Source organism: Sphingomonas sp. AC522, from assembly GCF_979258125.1.
This window is the reverse complement of sequence record NZ_OZ409836.1, coordinates 1,899,040-1,915,177: the sequence shown is the minus strand read 5'-3', so window position 1 is coordinate 1,915,177 and position 16,138 is coordinate 1,899,040. Positions and strand designations below refer to the sequence as shown.

At 67.9% G+C, this 16,138-nt stretch carries 18 protein-coding genes; 8 read left to right on the top strand and 10 right to left on the bottom strand.

The features are described 5' to 3' along the window. Positions 1-59: 59 nt before the first annotated feature. Both ACZZZM_RS09455 and ACZZZM_RS09450 read left to right on the top strand, forming a co-directional pair. Positions 60-1,484, top strand: a complete 1,425-nt coding sequence (locus ACZZZM_RS09455; RefSeq protein ID WP_463594852.1) for a sigma-54-dependent transcriptional regulator — start codon at positions 60-62, stop codon at positions 1,482-1,484. Beyond that, positions 1,474-2,796, top strand: coding sequence for a sensor histidine kinase (locus ACZZZM_RS09450; protein WP_463594851.1), 1,323 nt, complete (start codon positions 1,474-1,476; stop codon positions 2,794-2,796). Before ACZZZM_RS09455 ends, ACZZZM_RS09450 begins: the two co-directional genes overlap by 11 nt. Positions 2,797-3,015: 219 nt before the next feature. Here ACZZZM_RS09450 and ACZZZM_RS09445 read toward each other — a convergent pair whose 3' ends face one another. The 3 genes from ACZZZM_RS09445 to ACZZZM_RS09435 are packed head-to-tail and all read right to left on the bottom strand — an operon-like array spanning position 3,016 to position 5,473. Then, on the bottom strand, positions 3,016-3,879 hold the full coding sequence (locus ACZZZM_RS09445) for a type II secretion system minor pseudopilin (RefSeq protein ID WP_463594850.1): 864 nt from the start codon (positions 3,877-3,879) through the stop codon (positions 3,016-3,018). Further along, complete coding sequence (locus tag ACZZZM_RS09440) at positions 3,876-4,415, bottom strand: type II secretion system protein GspJ (protein ID WP_463594849.1); 540 nt, start codon at positions 4,413-4,415, stop codon at positions 3,876-3,878. Before ACZZZM_RS09440 ends, ACZZZM_RS09445 begins: the two co-directional genes overlap by 4 nt. After that, positions 4,412-5,473, bottom strand: a complete 1,062-nt coding sequence (locus ACZZZM_RS09435; protein WP_463594848.1) for an ABC transporter substrate-binding protein — start codon at positions 5,471-5,473, stop codon at positions 4,412-4,414. Before ACZZZM_RS09435 ends, ACZZZM_RS09440 begins: the two co-directional genes overlap by 4 nt. Here ACZZZM_RS09435 and gspN point away from each other — a divergent pair. Further along, a complete protein-coding gene (gspN, locus tag ACZZZM_RS09430; protein ID WP_463594847.1) occupies positions 5,458-6,159 on the top strand; it encodes a type II secretion system protein N in 702 nt (233 codons plus the stop codon). The two genes, ACZZZM_RS09435 and gspN, sit on opposite strands and share 16 nt — an antisense overlap. On the opposite strand, the gene ACZZZM_RS09425 is transcribed toward gspN, so the two are convergent. The 4 genes from ACZZZM_RS09425 to gspL form a co-directional block, all read right to left on the bottom strand. Beyond that, positions 6,160-7,371: a type II secretion system F family protein gene (locus ACZZZM_RS09425; RefSeq protein WP_463594846.1), complete on the bottom strand. Its 1,212-nt coding sequence runs from the start codon at positions 7,369-7,371 to the stop codon at positions 6,160-6,162. Positions 7,372-7,537: 166 nt separating this feature from the next. Then, positions 7,538-9,022 carry a type II secretion system ATPase GspE gene (gene gspE, locus ACZZZM_RS09420; RefSeq protein WP_463594845.1) on the bottom strand — a complete coding sequence of 495 codons (1,485 nt, stop codon included), beginning with the start codon at positions 9,020-9,022 and terminating at the stop codon, positions 7,538-7,540. Then, positions 9,019-9,516: a type II secretion system protein GspM gene (gene gspM / locus ACZZZM_RS09415; RefSeq protein WP_463594844.1), complete on the bottom strand. Its 498-nt coding sequence runs from the start codon at positions 9,514-9,516 to the stop codon at positions 9,019-9,021. Before gspM ends, gspE begins: the two co-directional genes overlap by 4 nt. Then, positions 9,513-10,631, bottom strand: a complete 1,119-nt coding sequence (gspL, locus tag ACZZZM_RS09410; protein ID WP_463594843.1) for a type II secretion system protein GspL — start codon at positions 10,629-10,631, stop codon at positions 9,513-9,515. Before gspL ends, gspM begins: the two co-directional genes overlap by 4 nt. 15 nt (positions 10,632-10,646) lie before the next feature. Between gspL and gspG the strand changes: the two genes are divergently transcribed. Genes gspG through gspD form a run of 5 tightly spaced genes read left to right on the top strand, consistent with a single transcriptional unit; the run spans position 10,647 to position 14,771 of the window. Then, positions 10,647-11,111: a type II secretion system major pseudopilin GspG gene (gene gspG / locus ACZZZM_RS09405; RefSeq protein ID WP_463594842.1), complete on the top strand. Its 465-nt coding sequence runs from the start codon at positions 10,647-10,649 to the stop codon at positions 11,109-11,111. Between the two features lie 4 nt (positions 11,112-11,115). Then, positions 11,116-11,577 (top strand): GspH/FimT family pseudopilin, encoded by a 462-nt coding sequence (locus ACZZZM_RS09400; protein ID WP_463594841.1) that lies wholly within the window; start codon positions 11,116-11,118, stop codon positions 11,575-11,577. Next, positions 11,574-11,921: a type II secretion system minor pseudopilin GspI gene (gene gspI, locus ACZZZM_RS09395; protein WP_463594840.1), complete on the top strand. Its 348-nt coding sequence runs from the start codon at positions 11,574-11,576 to the stop codon at positions 11,919-11,921. The genes ACZZZM_RS09400 and gspI overlap by 4 nt, the downstream gene beginning before the upstream one ends. Further along, positions 11,918-12,727, top strand: coding sequence for a type II secretion system protein N (locus ACZZZM_RS09390; RefSeq protein ID WP_463594839.1), 810 nt, complete (start codon positions 11,918-11,920; stop codon positions 12,725-12,727). Before gspI ends, ACZZZM_RS09390 begins: the two co-directional genes overlap by 4 nt. Before the next feature lie 10 nt (positions 12,728-12,737). Continuing rightward, positions 12,738-14,771, top strand: a complete 2,034-nt coding sequence (gspD, locus tag ACZZZM_RS09385; RefSeq protein WP_463594838.1) for a type II secretion system secretin GspD — start codon at positions 12,738-12,740, stop codon at positions 14,769-14,771. Here gspD and ACZZZM_RS09380 read toward each other — a convergent pair. From ACZZZM_RS09380 to ACZZZM_RS09370, 3 genes are read right to left on the bottom strand one after another with little or no spacing between them, the layout of a single operon-like run. Further along, positions 14,768-15,178, bottom strand: a complete 411-nt coding sequence (locus ACZZZM_RS09380; protein ID WP_463594837.1) for a hypothetical protein — start codon at positions 15,176-15,178, stop codon at positions 14,768-14,770. The two genes, gspD and ACZZZM_RS09380, sit on opposite strands and share 4 nt — an antisense overlap. Then, positions 15,175-15,639 (bottom strand): GspMb/PilO family protein, encoded by a 465-nt coding sequence (locus tag ACZZZM_RS09375; RefSeq protein ID WP_463594836.1) that lies wholly within the window; start codon positions 15,637-15,639, stop codon positions 15,175-15,177. The genes ACZZZM_RS09380 and ACZZZM_RS09375 overlap by 4 nt, the downstream gene beginning before the upstream one ends. Next, positions 15,636-16,103: a hypothetical protein gene (locus tag ACZZZM_RS09370; protein WP_463594835.1), complete on the bottom strand. Its 468-nt coding sequence runs from the start codon at positions 16,101-16,103 to the stop codon at positions 15,636-15,638. The genes ACZZZM_RS09375 and ACZZZM_RS09370 overlap by 4 nt, the downstream gene beginning before the upstream one ends. Positions 16,104-16,138 lie beyond the last annotated feature (35 nt).

Here is a 16,138-nt window from a genome sequence, read left to right as displayed (position 1 = left end):
TGAAAGGCCGTGATGATGGGCGATTTTAAGCAAGCCCGAACATTGGCACGCAAATTGATATGTCCGATTTCGCACAGTGGCTGTACGGGAGTGGCGGGATGGGGAGCGGGCCGGAATTCGATTTTTGCGTCATCATCGATGACGACGACGACATCCTGATGGCGTCGCGGCTATTGCTGCGCCGGCTGTTCAAGGATGTGGCGATCGCCAATTCACCCGAGGAGGCGCTTCCCGCAATCTCGGCGCGCCCGCCCGATGTCGTGTTGCTCGACGCCAATTTCGCCCGCGGTGCTACCGACGCCGCCGAGGGCCTGGCCTGGCTCGACAAATTGCTCGCAATCGATCCCGAACTGGTGGTGGTGATGATCACCGCGCATGCCGGCGTCCAGGTCGCAGTCGCGGCGATGAAGCGCGGCGCGACCGATTTCGTCTCGAAGCCCTGGTCGAACGATCGCCTGCTCGCCACGGTCCGCACTGCCGCAGCCTTGCGCCGCTCGCGCCGGACGATGGTCGCGGCCCCCGCCCCGGCCCCGGCGGCTGCCGGTGGCTCGCTTTTGCTCGGCCAGTCGCCATCGATGGCGCGCGTCCATTCGCTGATCTCGCGCGCGGCCCCGACCGAGGCCAATGTGCTGGTCCTCGGCGAGAACGGCACCGGCAAGGAGCTGGCCGCGCGCGAGTTGCACCGCCAGTCGCTCCGCGCGGACAAGGTGATGCTCACCGTCGATCTTGGCGCGGTCTCCGAAGACCTGATCGACAGCGAATTGTTCGGCCATGTGAAGGGCGCCTTCACTGACGCCCGCTCGGATCGGGTCGGACGGCTTCAGGCCGCCGATGGCGGCACGCTATTCCTCGACGAAATCGGCAATCTTCCCTTGCGCTTGCAGCCCAAATTGCTGACGGCATTGGAACAGCGAAAAGTTACCCCCGTGGGCGCGAACAAGCCTGTGCCGATCGATATCCGGGTGATCGCCGCCACCAACATGACGCCCGAAAAGCTGCGCGACGAAAGCCATTTTCGTCAGGATCTTCTCTTTCGCCTCAACACCGTCGAGATCGATCTGCCGCCGCTGCGCGAGCGTCCGGAGGACTTGCCCGAGCTGATCGACCATTATCTCGGTCATTATGCCCGCCGCTATGGCCGCGAAATTCCCAAGCTAAGCGCCGCCGCGCACACTGCATTGCTGCGCCACGATTGGCCGGGCAATGTCCGCGCGCTGCGCCACGCGCTCGAACGCGCCGTTATCCTGGCGCGCGATGCTGCGCTCGAGCCTAGCGACTTCGCATTGGTCTCCAGTGCGCCGCGGATCGCGCCCGGCGCCGTGATCGCGCCGCGCGCCGACGACGATCTCAACCTCGAGCGGGTCGAGCGCAGGCTGGTCGAGGAAGCGCTCAAGAAGCACGGCTACAATATCTCGCTCGCCGCCGCCGAACTCGGCCTGTCGCGCGCGGCTCTTTATCGCCGGATGGAGAAGCATGGGCTTTGACCAGCGCTTCACGATCGGGCTGCTCGCCTGGATCGCATTGCTGGGCGTTGCGCTGCTGGCCTGTTTCGCCGCCTTCGCCAATCCGGGGCTCGGCGCGGCGCGATTGGTGGCGCTCGCGCTGACGGCGGCGATGTTCGCAGGCCTCTGGCGCCATGTCACCCGCACCAACCGCACGCTGGCGCGCTTCCTCGAGGCCGTGAAGTTCGGCGACACCGCAATCCGCTTCGACGGGCACGGCGGCGCCGGGTTCGGTGAACTCGCGGAGTCGCTCAACGAAATTCTAGGCCGTTTCCGTACAGAACAGGACCGCGCCGCAGGCGAACTGCGCTATCTCGACGCACTGGTGGATGACATTCCCGTAGCGGTGCTGACCGTCAGCGCCGAAGACCAGATCACCCTCGCCAACAAGGCTGCGCGCCGCTTGTTCAAGGGCGAAAATGGCACCCGGCCTGAGGATTTCGCGCAATATGGCGCGACCTTCGCGCGACGGCTGGCGGACAGTGCGCCGGGCGAGGAACTGCTGATCCTCAATCTCGGCGGCCGCCCGCAGCGCGTGCTGGTCAGCACCGCCACGCTTGACCGGCTCGGCCAGCGTACCCGCGCGCTCGGCGTCCAGCCGATCCAGGGCACGCTCGACGCCGTCGAGATGGCCGCGCAGACCGATCTCGTCCGCGTACTGACGCACGAAATCCTCAACTCGCTTACTCCCGTCACGTCGCTCGCCGCGACCGCCGCCGATCTGCTCGCTGATCCCGATCTCGCCGCCGATCCGCGCATCGGCGATGCCCGCTCGGCAGTCACCACCCTCGCCCGCCGCGCGCAGGGCCTCGGCAATTTCATCGAGGCTTATCGCGAAGTCGCGCGTACGCCCGAGATCAAGCGCCAGCGTTTTGCAGCAGAGCCATGGGCGGGCGAGCTGGCGCGCATATTCGCGGCCAAGGCCCCGGCGGTCCCCCTCGCCCTCGAAATCGTGCCAGCGGGCCTCGCGCTCGATGCCGATCCCGATCTGCTCGCGCAGGTGCTGATCAATCTGATGCACAATGCCGCGCAGGCGATGGCGAAAGTAGAATCCCCGCGCCTGGCACTCCGCCTGCTGACTACCACTGAGGGCGTCGCGATCGAAGTCGAGGACAACGGCCCCGGCGTCCCTGCCCAGCTCCGCCAGGACGTCTTCCTCCCTTTCTTCACCACCCGCGCGACCGGCACCGGCGTCGGCCTCAACCTCGCCCGCCAGATCGTCGTCGCCCATGGCGGCGCAATCGACGTTACCGACGCCCCGGGTGGCGGCGCGCTATTCCGGATCTTGCTCTAGCCTCTTTCACTCCCTCTCGGACGGGGCTGGGAGAAGCTTTGATAGAAGTCTTGCAATGTAGGATTTCGTTTGCTTCAGCAGGCCTGCCGCTACAGCCGCGGCTCTTTGAACCGTTGGAATTGGAACGCGCCTGTCCTGCCCGCCATCGCGTGTCGTGGAGCCCCATGGTCACTGCGAAGATTGGGAACATTCGCGCCCAGACCCGTTGCAATTAGCCTGTCACGGCAATGGCGGTGCACCCGGTGGGACTGCCGCGCCGCGCCAGCGCTCGACGGGCACCACTTCCATCTTGCCCTCTGCATCGAGCCGCCGCTGGATCAATGTCGCGCCTTGCTGGCTGGTGCCGCCGATCGTCGCGCGGATACGCACCCAGAAGGTGTTGGAGCGGAACGACGCGCCCCAGGGCAGTGCCACGCGCTGGTCGGACAGGTCCTTGAGGGTTAGGAACCCCTGCCGCGCCCGCACTTCCGCCAGCCGCGCGGCGACCAGTGGATCGCGGAACAGGATCTGGAGCATTTCGGGGTCGGCGGCATTGAGATTGAGCGCGGTCTTGCCCGGCAGCGCGGTCACCAGCCGTTCGAGCCGGTCGGCGACATTGGGATCTACGCCGGCGAGGCGGAGGGGGCGGAGATCGGCGAGCGGGCCTTCGCGGCGGACATATTCGGCAGCGGCAAGCGCCTGCTCGGGCGGCAAGCCAACCTGGCTGGCGATGGTCTGGAACAGCACCACCGAGGCAGCCTCGCCCGCGCGCAGCGAGTTGACGTTGAACCGTCCCTCGGCGTCCGAAATCGCGAGCGAAAAGCTGCCGCCCTCGATCGGCGCGGCGCGCTCGGACAGCTTGGCCCAAGGTTCGCCGACATGATCTTCACCAGGCGCATTTTCGGCATCGCGCCGCAGCGCCGCTAGCGCCGAGAGCTCGCCGCCGCGCACCACTGCCAGTGCCCGCGCAGCTTCGCGGGTGCGAAGGCCGCGGTCGAGCGCCAGCTCTTCGCGGTTGATCATCAGTAACACCAGCCCGCTGGCGATGGCGACGAACATCAGCACGTTGACGAGGATCATGCCCTCCTCATCGCGCCGGCTCACTTGGCTTCCTCGGCGCGGATCGGCAGGGTCACGACGCGGCGCAGCGTGGCCGGCGTCCCGCCGGGCCCCGCGACCTGCATCTCGATCTCGATCGCGCGCGGCCAGCGTTCGCGGCTTTCATCATCGATCGGCCACCGATCGGACCATCCGCCGTCCCAGAACCGCCAGCGCGCCGTCGCCACGCCGCCGAGCAGGGGCTGCAGCGCCGGGCCGATCTGGCGAACCAGATTGCCGTTGGCGATCGAGTAGCGGACCGGAACTGCCGACCCGCCCACCGCCGGCGCCGCGCGGCTGAACGAGAGATTGGCTGCCCCGCCCGAAACCGTCCCGCGCGCGATCTGCTCGAGATCGCCCGACACCACGAACATCGCGCGCTGCAGGTCGGCAAGCCGATCGAAACGGCCTTCGGTGCGGTCCTGCACCTTGATGATCCCGTCGACCAGAGCGAGCCCGGCCACGGCGATCAGTGCGAACAGCCCTAGTGAGATCATCAGTTCGAGAAGCGTGAACCCCGCCTCCCCGCGGCGCGCGTTCATGAACCGGAGCTCACCGCCACCGGCTCATATCCATCGGCCCGCGCCACCAGGATCGCAAAGTCCCGCGCCACGGAGCCATCGGTGCGGAAACGGACCGGCCCGGTCACGCAATTGAAGCCCTTGCTGTCGAGCAGGCCCGGGGCACCCAGCTTCCCAGCCTTGCGCAGCGCATTGGCGATCCCCGCCGCATCATAAGCCAGCGCCGTGATCGTCCCCGCACCGCCGCCGTTGCGCGCTTCGAACTCGGCGGCGAACGTGCCGAACGCTGCCGGATCGGGGCTGGCGATCCAGGCACCGGTCAATGCTTCCAGCGCCTGCGGGCGGTGATCCAGCCCTTGCAGCGTGCCGAGCAACTGGATGCCGCTGTCCTTGAGATTGCGCGCCGCCGCGAGCACAGCCTCGCCGCTTCCGGGCAACAGCACGGCATCGGGCGCCTCGCCGGCATCGGGCAGCGCCTGCCCCGCCTTCACCTGCAGCACGCGCACGGCGATGCCCAATTCGCTCTCCATCCGCCCCGCGGCAAGCGTCGCCGCAGCGCTCCACGGCGTGCCGTCGTCGATCACCGCGACCGACCTGACGCCGCGGGTGCGGGCATAGCGCAGGATCGCTGATGTTACTTGCCCCGCGGTAATCCCGAAGATCCACGTATTCGGCGCGCGGAGCACCGAATCGTTGCTGAACGCGATGATCGGCACCCGGCCGGCGATGGTCGAGGAGACCGCAGGCACTTCCTCGGCGGACAGCGGCCCGAGGATTAAGCCAGGCTTGGCCTTGAGCGCCTTGGCGGCCGCGGCGGCGGCGCCTGCGGCCGTGCCCAGCGTGTCGAAACTCTGCACGAATTGCCCGTTTTCCGCGAGCAAGGCCGCTTGGCGCATGCTAGACCCCAACCGCGCTCGCGGCCCCGTGAGCGGCACCAGCAGGGCGATCGGGCGCTTGTCCTTCTTCTCTGCGGCAATGGCGAGAGAAGGAAGCGCAACTGATGCGGCCAGCCCCGATTGCAGCAAGCGCAGCAGCTCTCGGCGATCCAGCGCCGATTCGAGATGTGGAAGCTCTGGCACGGCGCCGTATTATCGTCTTCGTCGTGCCCGGCATAGCGGCTTACGTGCTGGCGATGCTCGCGACGATCCCAGCAAGCGTCATCGTCAAGAACCAGCCCTGGCGCACCGGCGTGGCGGGCACGGTGTGGAACGGCGAAGTCGGCGTAGCCGGCGGCACCAAGCTCGAATGGCAGATGGCGCCGCTGCGCTCGCTGACCAGCCTGGCCTTCGCAGCCGATTTCAAGGGCAGCGGGCCAGACACCGATCTCGGCGGCCGGATGCTGATGCATGCGGGCGGCCGCGTCGTGCTCGACAATGTCAGCGGCTCGGCCAATGCGAGCCTGCTCCAGGCGCTCCAGCCCAATTTGCCCTTCACGTGCGACATGGTGATGCAGGTCGAGATGAAGCAGATCGCGATCGGCGGCGGCAGCCAGATGATGGATGGGACGATGACGACCGATCCGGGCACTTGCCACGCCAAAAGTGGCGGGGCAGCCTCGTCGGTCCCGGCGCTGATCCTCACCGCCGAGCATATCGGCAACACCACTCGCATCCGCCTCGCACCGATGACTCAGCGCCGCAAGGTTCTGGTCGAAGCCACCCTGGCTGAAAGCGGACTTGTCGATGTCAGCGTCACGCCCGACGGCTCCGCGATGCTGCCCTTCCTCGGTGTCCCTGCGGGCATCAAGGTCCAGGGGCAGATGTAGCTAGAGGGTCACAAGATTGTTCAGGTTGATGATTGGCAGCAGGATCGCCAGCACCATCATCAGCACCAACCCGCCCATCACCAGCAGCACCAAGGGCTCGGCGAGCGCGACCAGCGCGGAGACCAAGGCGTCGAGTTCGCGCTCAAGCTCGGTGGAGGCGCGGTCGAGCGCGGGGGCCAGCTTGCCCGAGGATTCGCCCGAGGCGACGATCGCGACCAGCATCGTCGGGAACACGCCCGCCTCCTGCATTGCCGCGCGGAGGCTGCTGCCCTCGCGGACGCGGGCAGCGACGCCGAGTGCCTTCTCGCGCACCCAACGATTGGGCGTAACCGCAGCCGCCGCGTGCAGCGCCTCGACCAGGGGCACCGCGCTGCCGACCAAGGTCGCAAGACTTCCGGCGAAGCGCGCGGCGCTCAGCTGGCGGCTGAAGCGGCGGAACGGGCGACGCTCGGAGAAGAAGCGGTCCATCCTTAGCCGATTGGCAGACACCCTCGCCCACCGCGCGAACAGCAAGCCGAACACGGCGAGTGCGAGCAGCAGATAGAGCCCGAACTTCTGGACGAACCAGCTGATCGCAATCAGCATCCGGGTAAGCAGCGGCAGATCGGCACCACGCGAAATGAAGACGCGGACGATGTCGGGCACGACATAGACCATCAACAGCGCCATCATCCCGATCGAGACGATTGCCAGCAGCGCCGGATAGAGGAGGGCGAGCTGGAGCTTCTGGCCATTGGTCTGACGGTTCTCGACGAACTCGGCGAGGTGGTTGAGCACATCGGGCAACCTACCCGAAGCCTCCCCCGCTGCCACCGATGCCCGGTAGAATTCGGGAAATGCCTTGGGATGCGCGGCGAGCGCGGCGGCGAAGCTGCGGCCGTCGAGGATGCTGCCGCGCACTTCGACCAGCAACGCGCTGACCGCCGCATTCTCCGACTGAGTAGCGACGAGGCGAAGCGACTCCTCGATGGAAATGTCCGAGCCGACCAGCGTGGCGATCTGGCGCGTGACCGTCGCCAGTGCCTTTGACGAGACCCCGCGGCGGAAGCCCGGCAGCGAGATGCCCTTGCGCTCGCCCGCCGCCTCGACGGACAGCGGCAGCAGGGCCTGCTCGCGAAGGAGCGCCCGTGCGGCGGCAGGCGAGGACGCCTCTACCACGCCCTTTCTGGCCACTCCGGCACGATCTGCAGCGCGGTAGGAATAGGCAGGCATCAGCGGCGCTCAGCCATTTGATTCGGAAATATCTTGATGAAGTTTATAAACTTCGGGGGTCCTCCCGGCGCCCCAAACAGGAGGCGCCTTTCGAATTCCAGACAGGAGAAGGCGATCGACACGGGCTGACCCAATCACATTTCAGGCAGTGTAGGACAGCATTTTCTCAAATCTCGTCGCGGACGACGCGGGCGACTTCTTCGACTGTCGTCAGGCCTGCGCGGATCTTCGCAACGCCGTCATCGAAGAGGCTCGGATTGTCGCGCCGCGCAGCCGCTTCGAGTTCGGCTTCCGAAGCGCCGTCATGGATGAGCTTTTGAAACGAATCGTCCACGGCGACGACTTCGTAGAGCCCGGCGCGGCCGCGATAACCCTCCTGATGGCATTCGGCGCAGCCCTGCGCGCGCCATACCGTCTCGCCCGCTGCAAGCCCGCCGGCAAGCAGCAGCGCATCGGCGTCGCTTGCCACATCCTCGCGCCGGCATGCGGGGCAGAGCTTGCGCACCAGTCGCTGCGCCGCGAGGCCAACGACCATCGGCGCGAGCAGATAGCGCTCCACCCCCATGTCGATCAACCGCGTCACCGATCCCACGGCGCTGTTTGTGTGCAGCGTCGACAGCACGAAATGGCCGGTCATCGACGAGCGCACCGCCACCTGGGCGGTCTCCTGGTCACGGATTTCGCCGACCATGATCACGTCCGGATCCTGGCGCAGGATCGCGCGCAGCCCACGCGCAAAGGTCAGGTCGGTGCGCGGATTGACCTGGGTCTGGCCGATCCCGGCAAGTTCATATTCGATAGGATCTTCGACCGTCATGATATTGCGCTTGCGGTCGTTCAGCGTGTTGAGGCCGGCATAGAGCGTGGTCGTCTTGCCCGATCCCGTAGGCCCGGTGACGAGTAGCATGCCATGGGGCCGTTCGAGCAGCCGGTTAAAGACTTCGCGGTCGCGAGCGCTCATGCCCAGCGCTTCGAGATCGAGGCGAAGCGAGCCCTTTTCGAGCAGGCGCATCACCACGCGCTCGCCATGCTGGGTCGGGATCGTCGAGACGCGCGCGTCGACATCGTGGCCGCCGATGCGCAGCGTGACGCGGCCATCCTGCGGCACGCGACGCTCGGCAATGTCGAGCTTGGCCATCACCTTGATGCGGCTGACCAGCAGCGGCGCCAAGGCGCGCGGCGGCTCGATCCGGTCGCGCAGCACGCCATCGATGCGGAAGCGCACGACGAGGCGCTTTTCCTGCGTCTCGACATGGACGTCCGACGCGCCTTCCTTGACCGCTTCGAGCAGCAGGGCATTGATCAGGCGGATCACCGGCGCATCGTCGCGCGTGTCGAGCAAATCGTCGATCGAAGCGGCGCTGTCGGCGAGCGCCGCCAAGTCGATGTCGCCGATATCGATATCGGCAGCAGCGCCGGACCCGCCATAGGCGGCACCCAACGCCGCATCGAACAGTTCGTCCGCCACGGCGACGAACGCCGAATCGGGCGCGATCCGCTGGACTTCGAGCAGAGCGTCGAGCGCGGCGCCGGGGCGGTGGACGCATTCGAGGCCATCGGCGCCGAGGCGCAGGAGCACGCCGTGCTTGCGCGCAAAGCTGTAGGGCAAGGTCGGCGGCGCATCGGGCACCAGGATCAGCGTTTCGTTCATGCGCCTAGATCCACCACTGCCGAGACATGGCCGGGCGCCCCGCGGCGCTGGATCGCAACGCGCGTGGCGCGCAGATCGCTCGTCGCGGCGAGATCGGCGAGCCAGGCCATCAGGCTATCGTAACTTGCATCGGCGATAGTGACTCGCACGCCTCCGGGAATCGCCTCGGGCGCAACGGCCAGGCCGATGGCGGCAGCGGAGGCGCTCGCCACCTGAAGCGGTGCGCCCTGCCGGCGCGGCGCCGGTGCGCGGCTCAGCGTGCCCGCGGCGAGGATGCGCGCGTTGAGCGTCTCATGGGTTCGGATATCGGCGATGGCATCGGCGCGGGCGGCCTGGAGCGGCTTGACGATGCCGTAGATCAACACAAGCGCTCCAAGCAACGTGCTCATCGTCGCGACCAGGATGCGCTCGCGGCGCGAAAGCCCGCCCCACCACGCATCGAAGCGAATCAGGGCGGCGTCGAGCGCCGGAAGCCGGGCGAGGATCACTCTCATGCGCCGCTCGCCGTGATGCGGACGCTGCCGTCGGGCGCGGCAGTGACGGTTCCGGTCACTCGGGAAGCCTTAAGCGCGGCATCCACGCGCGCAGCCAAACCGGGATCGCTGCCATCCATATCCATCGTCAGCGTGTTCGCCTGGAAATTCATCGCGCGTACGCTGAGCGAGCCCGCCACCGGGGCGAGGGCGCCCGAGACCCGCGTCACCAGCGGGACGAACGCATCGGGCCGCGCGCTGCTCGGCGCGGGAAGCATATCGGTCACTTCGCCGACCAGATCGGTCCCGACCGTAACCCCCGGCGCCGCGGTGGCAACCAGCGCGCGGGTCTCGGCGGCGCGGCGGTCTGCAATCGCGCGCAGCATCAGCGTGTCGGCCGTGGCGATCACAATTTGCGCCGCGGCCCCCAGCGCGACGATCCAGCCGAGGCGGCGCCACAGATTCGAGCCTGTCGCTCGCCGCGCATAGGGGCCTTGGCGCAGATCGAGCGCCGGGACGGCGAACACGGCAGGATCGATCAGGCCCTGCCCCGCCATCATCTCGTCCGGCAGCGGCGCGCCATATGCAGTGGCGGGTGGATTGCCCGCCGAGGCCCAGGCAGTGCGCAGCATCGCGGCGGGCAGCGCAAAGCCGGTGCCGTCGCCGGTGCGTGTGACGACACGATCGCCCGCTAATTCGACTGCCCAGCTGCCTTCACCCGGTCGCGGCAGCGCGAGCGCATCGGGAACGATCGCGGCATGGCCGAGACCGGCCTCCGCCGCGACCTCGACCCAGCGTGCCATCACCTCGTGCGAAACTACGCCGACCAGATAGCGTTTCGGCGCAATCTCCTCGCCCAGTGCGATATGGACGCTCTCGACCGGCTCGGCGACCTGGTCCTCGATCGCGAAGGGCAAGGCGGCGAGCCGCTTGGCCCGGCTCGGAAGCGGCAGATCCACTGCCAACAGCCGCACCTGCTCCGTGGGGACGAGAATGGTTGCGGGTCCGCCGGGCTCGTTTATGATCAGGCGGTCGCCCGCCAGCGTCCAGACCCCTCCGGCGCGCGGCGCTTCGAGGTCCGGCGCACCCATCGCGCTCGATCCGGCTGTCACATTTGCTTCATGGGCAGGACGCATGAGGCGGGGATGCGCATGATTTCGAGACAAATCAATGACGGCTTTGGCGCTTCGCGGCGCCCGGTGCCAGGTAATGAAGGCGGCTTCACGCTGCTTGAAGTGATGATCGTGCTGATCATCGTCGCGATTCTGGCGGGACTGGTGGCGGTCAACGTCATGGGCCGGCCCGACGAGGCCAAGGCGACCGCGACCAAGACCAACATCTCGACGATCCAGGGCGCGCTCAAGATGTACCGGCTGGACAATGGCGCCTATCCGACCAGCGAGCAGGGTCTGAAGGCCCTGGTCGAGCGCCCGACCTCGCCCCCCGTGCCCGCAAGCTGGGCGCAGGGCGGATATCTCTCCGCGCCCGCCGCGGACGGCTGGGGCAAGCCGTACGAATACGCATCCGACGGCAATGCCTTCACGATTCGGTCGCTCGGCAAGGACGCCAAGCTTGGCGGCGAAGGGATCGATGCCGATCTAGAGGGCAAGGGCTGAGGCGATGCAGCGGGGGCGCGGCGAGGACGGATTCACGCTGATCGAGATCCTCATCGTGCTCGTGATCATCGGAGTCGCGGCAGGCGCAGTCACACTCGGCATGGGCAGCGTCACTCGCGCGCCTTCGGTCGAGACCGAGGCGCGGCGGCTCGCCACGCGGCTCCAGGTGGCGGCCGACGATGCCATGCTCGGCGATCGCCTGATCGCTTTCACGGCCGAGAAGCACGGCTATGGCTTCGCGACCTTCGCCGCCGACGGAAAGCTAACGCCGCGTACCGACGACGCGCTCGGCTTTCACCAATTGCCATCCGGCATGGTGGTGACGCTGAGCGTGCGGCCGCCGGTGGTGCTGGGCGCCGACGGCGCCGGGCAGCCGATGTCGGCCATCGTCGAGAGCCAAGGGCAGCGCTGGCTGGTGACCTTCGACGGGCTGACGGCGCGCGCAATCCCGGCGCCGGCCGCGTGAATGACGAGGGCTTCTCGCTGATCGAGGCGCTGGTTGCGCTCGCGGTGCTGGCAATCGCCAGCGTAGGCCTGATGCGCGCAGTCGAATCGCATATCGACTCCGCGCGCGGGCTGGAGAGAAGGACCGCCGCAATGTGGGTGGCCGAAAACCGGCTGGCCGAACTGGAGGCGGGAATCCCCGGGCAAGAGCGCGTCGAGATGATGGGCGAGCAATGGCGCATCGCGGTGGCGCGGCAGGGCACCGCCGATCCCGACATATCGCGCGTGCGGATCGCTGTGACCTCCATGCGCGACAACGCGGCCCTTGCATCGCTCGACGGCTTCGTGGACGGACGGACGCGATGATTGCCGGCCTCATTCTCACGCCGCGCCAGGCGCGCACCGGGCTCGACCTGGCGACGGGGCTGGTCGTGATCTCCGTGGCGGTTGCGCTCGCCGGGCTGACCTGGCGGATCGCCGGGCATGCCGGAACCGGCGCAGTGACCGTGCCATCGGGGCGGAGCGGCCCGGCAGTGGCGCCCGATATTGCCCCTGCCCTCGCACTGGCCCCGTTCGGCAAGCCTGCGGTGAGCGATGCGGGCCTGGCGACGACGCTTCCGCTCGAACTGCGCGGCGTCTTCGCGGCGCGGCCGGCGGAATTGTCAGTCGCCTATATCTCGGTGGGCGGGGCGGCGGCGACGCCCTTCCGCGTCGGCGAAATGGTGAGCGGCGGCACGATCACGGCGATCCTGCGCGACCGCGTGATCCTTTCCAATGCGGGCCGCAGCGAATTCCTGCCCTTCCCTGATCCGACGCTTTCGCCCGAAGAGCGCGCAGCGGCGGCGGCCAAGGGCGCGCCCGCGGCTCCGTCGGCGCTGGTCCCCGGAGTCGCGCCTGCCCCCGGCAATGCGCCCACCATCGCCCCGACCGTGGCACCCGCCGACGCGCTCCAGCGGCTCGATGCGTCCCCCGTCTCGGGCGGTTATCGGATTGGCACCAATGGTCCGCCGGGCATGCAGCCAGGCGACGTCATCCAGTCGGTCAACGGTACGCAGCTCAGCGACCCCGCGACCGCCCAGGACGCCTTTGCCGCGGCGCAGGCGAGCGGCTCCGCCCAAGTCCAGATTCTCCGCGACGGGAAGCGTATCACGCTCACCGTCCCGTTGCGCTAGAAGGTTCGCCGTGAAGATTCGCTCCGCCCTCGCCGCCATCGCGCTCGCCGCAACTATGCTCGATGGAGTGGCGATGGCACAGGACGCCGCGCCTGCCGATGTCGTGGTCAATATGCGCGGGGTGGAGATTGCCGATGTCGCCGACCAGATTTCGCGGATCACCGGGCGCACACTGATCCTCGATCCTGCGGTGAAGGGCGTGGTGACGGTCACGTCCGCGACGCCGCTGTCACCTGCCGGCGTGTGGGAATTGTTCCAGTCGGTGCTGCGCGCGAATGGCTTCGCAGCGGTGCGATCGGGCCGGGCATGGCGAGTCGTGCCGGCCGCCAACGCAGTGCGCGATGGCGGCGCTGTCGGGCGCAGCGTTGCCGGCCAGGCGCTGGTGACGCGGATGGTGCGGCTTCAGAACGTGCCCGCGGCCGATGTCGCCCGCGTCGTGCGCCCGCTGGTCGCGACCTTTGGCAGCGTTGAGCCGCTGACCAGTCCGAACGCCGTTGTGATCACCGATTATGCCGACAATGTCAGCCGCGTCGAAGGCATTGCCCGGCAGCTCGACGGCGGCAGCGGCGCAACCTTCGCGACGGTCGCGCTGCGCAATGGCAACGCGCCCGATGTCGCGCAATCGATGACGCAGGTGCTGGGCGAAGGCGGGGCGCGGGTAGCCTCGGACGCGCGCAGCAACACCGTGATCGTGCGCGGCACGCCCTCGGCGGTGGCGGAGGCGCGCAAGATGGCGCTCGCGCTCGACACGCCGGGCGGCGCAACGCCGATCACGCGAATGTTCCGTCTCAACTACGCAGATGCCGAGTCGGTCACCGAGGTGCTGCGCGGCATTTTGGGCCAGGGCGATTCCGCGGACAATCCAATCGCCCGCAGCCTCGCTTCCCCCAATTCGGTCGGCTCGCTATCGCGGACCAACGCTTCGGAAGCGCTGGCCGGGCTGACTTCGGGGCAGAACGCCAACAATATGGGCGGCGGCCCGGTAACGGGGACCGTGGGTCAACCGGCATCGCAAACGGGTGCGGCGGGCTTCGCGACGCCCGATCTCGTCGTGCAGGCAGCGCCCGAGCTAAACGCCGTCGTGGTGCGCGGCAAGCCCCAGGCGATCGCCTCGATCGAACCACTGATCACCGATCTCGACGTGCGCCGCCCGCAGGTGCTGATCGAAGCCGCGATCGCCGAGATCACCGGCGACGATGCCGAAGCGCTGGCGATCCAGCTCGGCACCAGTGGGCTCGCACTCAACCAGGTCGAAGGTGCCGCGACGTCGTTCGGCCAGGTCGGGCCGTCGCTTGGCGGGGCCAATGGCATCCTCGCCTTGCTCGGCGTGCCCGCAGGCGCATTGCTCGGCGACGGGCTGAGCGCAAACTTCTCGATCGGCAATGATTTCTCGCTGCTCGTCCAGGCGCTCGGCGTCTCCAGCAAGGCGAATTTGCTTTCGACTCCGCAGATCACCACGCTCGACAATGTCGTCGGTGAGATCGTCGTTGGCCAGAACGTACCGTTCGTCACCGGATCGATCCTGACCGGCAACGGCACTGCCAATCCCTATACCACTATCGAGCGCAAGGATGTCGGCATCACGCTGCGCATCCTGCCACGGGTCAATGCCGGCGACACCATCCGGCTTCAGGTCAATCAGGAAGCCTCGTCGATCGCCACCGCGAACGTGACCGGTGCATCCGACCTCATCACCAATCGCCGCGCGATCAACACCACGGTGCTGGCCGATAATGGCGAGACCATCGTCCTAGGCGGGCTGATTAGCGACGATTATATGGATGTGCGCCGCCAGGTGCCGATCCTCGGCGACCTCCCGATCGTCGGTGAGCTGTTCAAGAGCCGCCGCGAGAGCCGTCAGAAGCGGACGCTATTCATCTTCCTCAAGCCCACGATCCTGCGCGACGGCAAGGATGCCAGCGCGGCGGCGAAGGACAAATATGCCCGGCTGCGCGCCGAGGAGATCGCCAATGCCAAGCGCGGCAGCCTGCTGCTCGCTCCGCCGACGCCGCGGCTGACGGTCGAAATCGACGGGATCTACTAGCCTGCAGGCAGCGGCACTCGCACTCGCTCAGTCCCACGCGTGAAAAACGCCGCGTCGATCGCGAGGCTGGCGAGGTTCCAGCCATCGACGCTTTCGCCGATCCGCAGCGTGCGGGTGGAGCCCTCCGCCGTCCTGACCAGCGCGACGGCGTCCTCGCCCAGGCGGCCGACGATGCCGATCAATGCGGGGGCATCGGCAGGAGCGCTCTCCCCGGCTGCGGGTGGGCCGAATAAAGGGCGTTCGTAGATTGCGGCGAGTGGCGCCGCCACCGGAGCCGAAAGCGGGACCGACACGGGCTCGCGCGCGGACTTTGGTTCGGGCTTTCCCGGCATCAGCAGCACTAGCGGCACGGCAATCGCCGCAGCACCGGCCAACGCGCATGCGATCAACGGCGCGCGCTCGGTCATTGCCATGCCGCCACTATATCGCCGCTCAGCCGGACCCCGCCGCCCTGCACCGGCTCGATCCGCCACTTGCGCAGCCGCATCAAAGGTTGCGCGCGTTCCAGCGCATCGGCAAGCGCAAACACCGCTTTCTCGGCACCCGAAACGCGGATGCGAAGCGCCGCCAGACCCTCGGCAGCTGGCGCCGCATTGGTTTCCTCGACGAGCACGCCGCCCGATTTGGCGAGTGCCTGAAGCCGCGTCATCATTGCTGCCCGAGCGGCAGCGATATTGGCGGCGGGAATCGCCAGACCGGGGGCAAGAAGCGGAGCGGCGGACTGCGGCTCGGCAGCTATCGCGGCCAGTCGCGCATGCTCGGTGCGGGTCGCCGACAGCTTGCCCAGCGCGGCCCCCGTGGCCGGCGCAAGCACCAGTGCAGCGAGCAAGCCAAGGCCTGCACCGATCGCCATAGGCGAGAGCCTCATTGCGTGTCCTGCCGCAGCGAAACGAGCATCGCGCCATCGCCCTGCCGCTGACCACTATCGCGCAGCCCGGCGAGTTCAGGCGCACGGCGGATCGCGGCGCGGAGACGGTCCGGATCGCTGGTCGTCACATCCACTTCGAGCGCGCCCTGCGCAGTGCGCTCGGCCCGCGACAGGGTGTCGTCAGTAGGCAGTGCGCGTGCCAGCGCCTCCAGCGAGGTCCCCAACGCAGGCCGGGTCACCGCCGCAGCGATTTCGCGGCGCGCGGTGCGGGCGGCCTGCTCGGCGGTAAGGCGCGGGGCGAGTTCGGTTTGCAGCCGCGCGATCTCGGCGCGTTCGTGGCGCGTTAGGAGCTTGACGCCGGCGATGGTGGCAAGGGGGGCGAGCGCGAGCAGCACTGCGACAGCGGCGGCGGCTTCCCAAGCCTGGGGGAGGCGCAGGGCCGAGGCGAGGGACTTGCTCTCCATCGGCGATGGCTTACGCGCAGGAGATAAGCGAATGC

Excerpts from the sequence above, each read along its gene's own strand:
- gspL (WP_463594843.1), bottom strand. The coding sequence starts at position 10,631 with ATGCGTCCTGCCCATGAAGCAAATGTGACAGCCGGATCGAGCGCGATG.
- ACZZZM_RS09455 (WP_463594852.1), top strand. The coding sequence starts at position 60 with ATGTCCGATTTCGCACAGTGGCTGTACGGGAGTGGCGGGATGGGGAGC.
- ACZZZM_RS09440 (WP_463594849.1), bottom strand. The coding sequence starts at position 4,415 with ATGAACGCGCGCCGCGGGGAGGCGGGGTTCACGCTTCTCGAACTGATG.
- ACZZZM_RS09390 (WP_463594839.1), top strand. The coding sequence starts at position 11,918 with ATGATTGCCGGCCTCATTCTCACGCCGCGCCAGGCGCGCACCGGGCTC.
- ACZZZM_RS09450 (WP_463594851.1), top strand. The coding sequence starts at position 1,474 with ATGGGCTTTGACCAGCGCTTCACGATCGGGCTGCTCGCCTGGATCGCA.
- gspE (WP_463594845.1), bottom strand. The coding sequence starts at position 9,022 with ATGAACGAAACGCTGATCCTGGTGCCCGATGCGCCGCCGACCTTGCCC.
- ACZZZM_RS09375 (WP_463594836.1), bottom strand. The coding sequence starts at position 15,639 with ATGAGGCTCTCGCCTATGGCGATCGGTGCAGGCCTTGGCTTGCTCGCT.
- ACZZZM_RS09400 (WP_463594841.1), top strand. The coding sequence starts at position 11,116 with ATGCAGCGGGGGCGCGGCGAGGACGGATTCACGCTGATCGAGATCCTC.
- gspM (WP_463594844.1), bottom strand. The coding sequence starts at position 9,516 with ATGAGAGTGATCCTCGCCCGGCTTCCGGCGCTCGACGCCGCCCTGATT.
- gspG (WP_463594842.1), top strand. The coding sequence starts at position 10,647 with ATGATTTCGAGACAAATCAATGACGGCTTTGGCGCTTCGCGGCGCCCG.
- ACZZZM_RS09425 (WP_463594846.1), bottom strand. The coding sequence starts at position 7,371 with ATGCCTGCCTATTCCTACCGCGCTGCAGATCGTGCCGGAGTGGCCAGA.
- ACZZZM_RS09370 (WP_463594835.1), bottom strand. The coding sequence starts at position 16,103 with ATGGAGAGCAAGTCCCTCGCCTCGGCCCTGCGCCTCCCCCAGGCTTGG.
- ACZZZM_RS09380 (WP_463594837.1), bottom strand. The coding sequence starts at position 15,178 with ATGACCGAGCGCGCGCCGTTGATCGCATGCGCGTTGGCCGGTGCTGCG.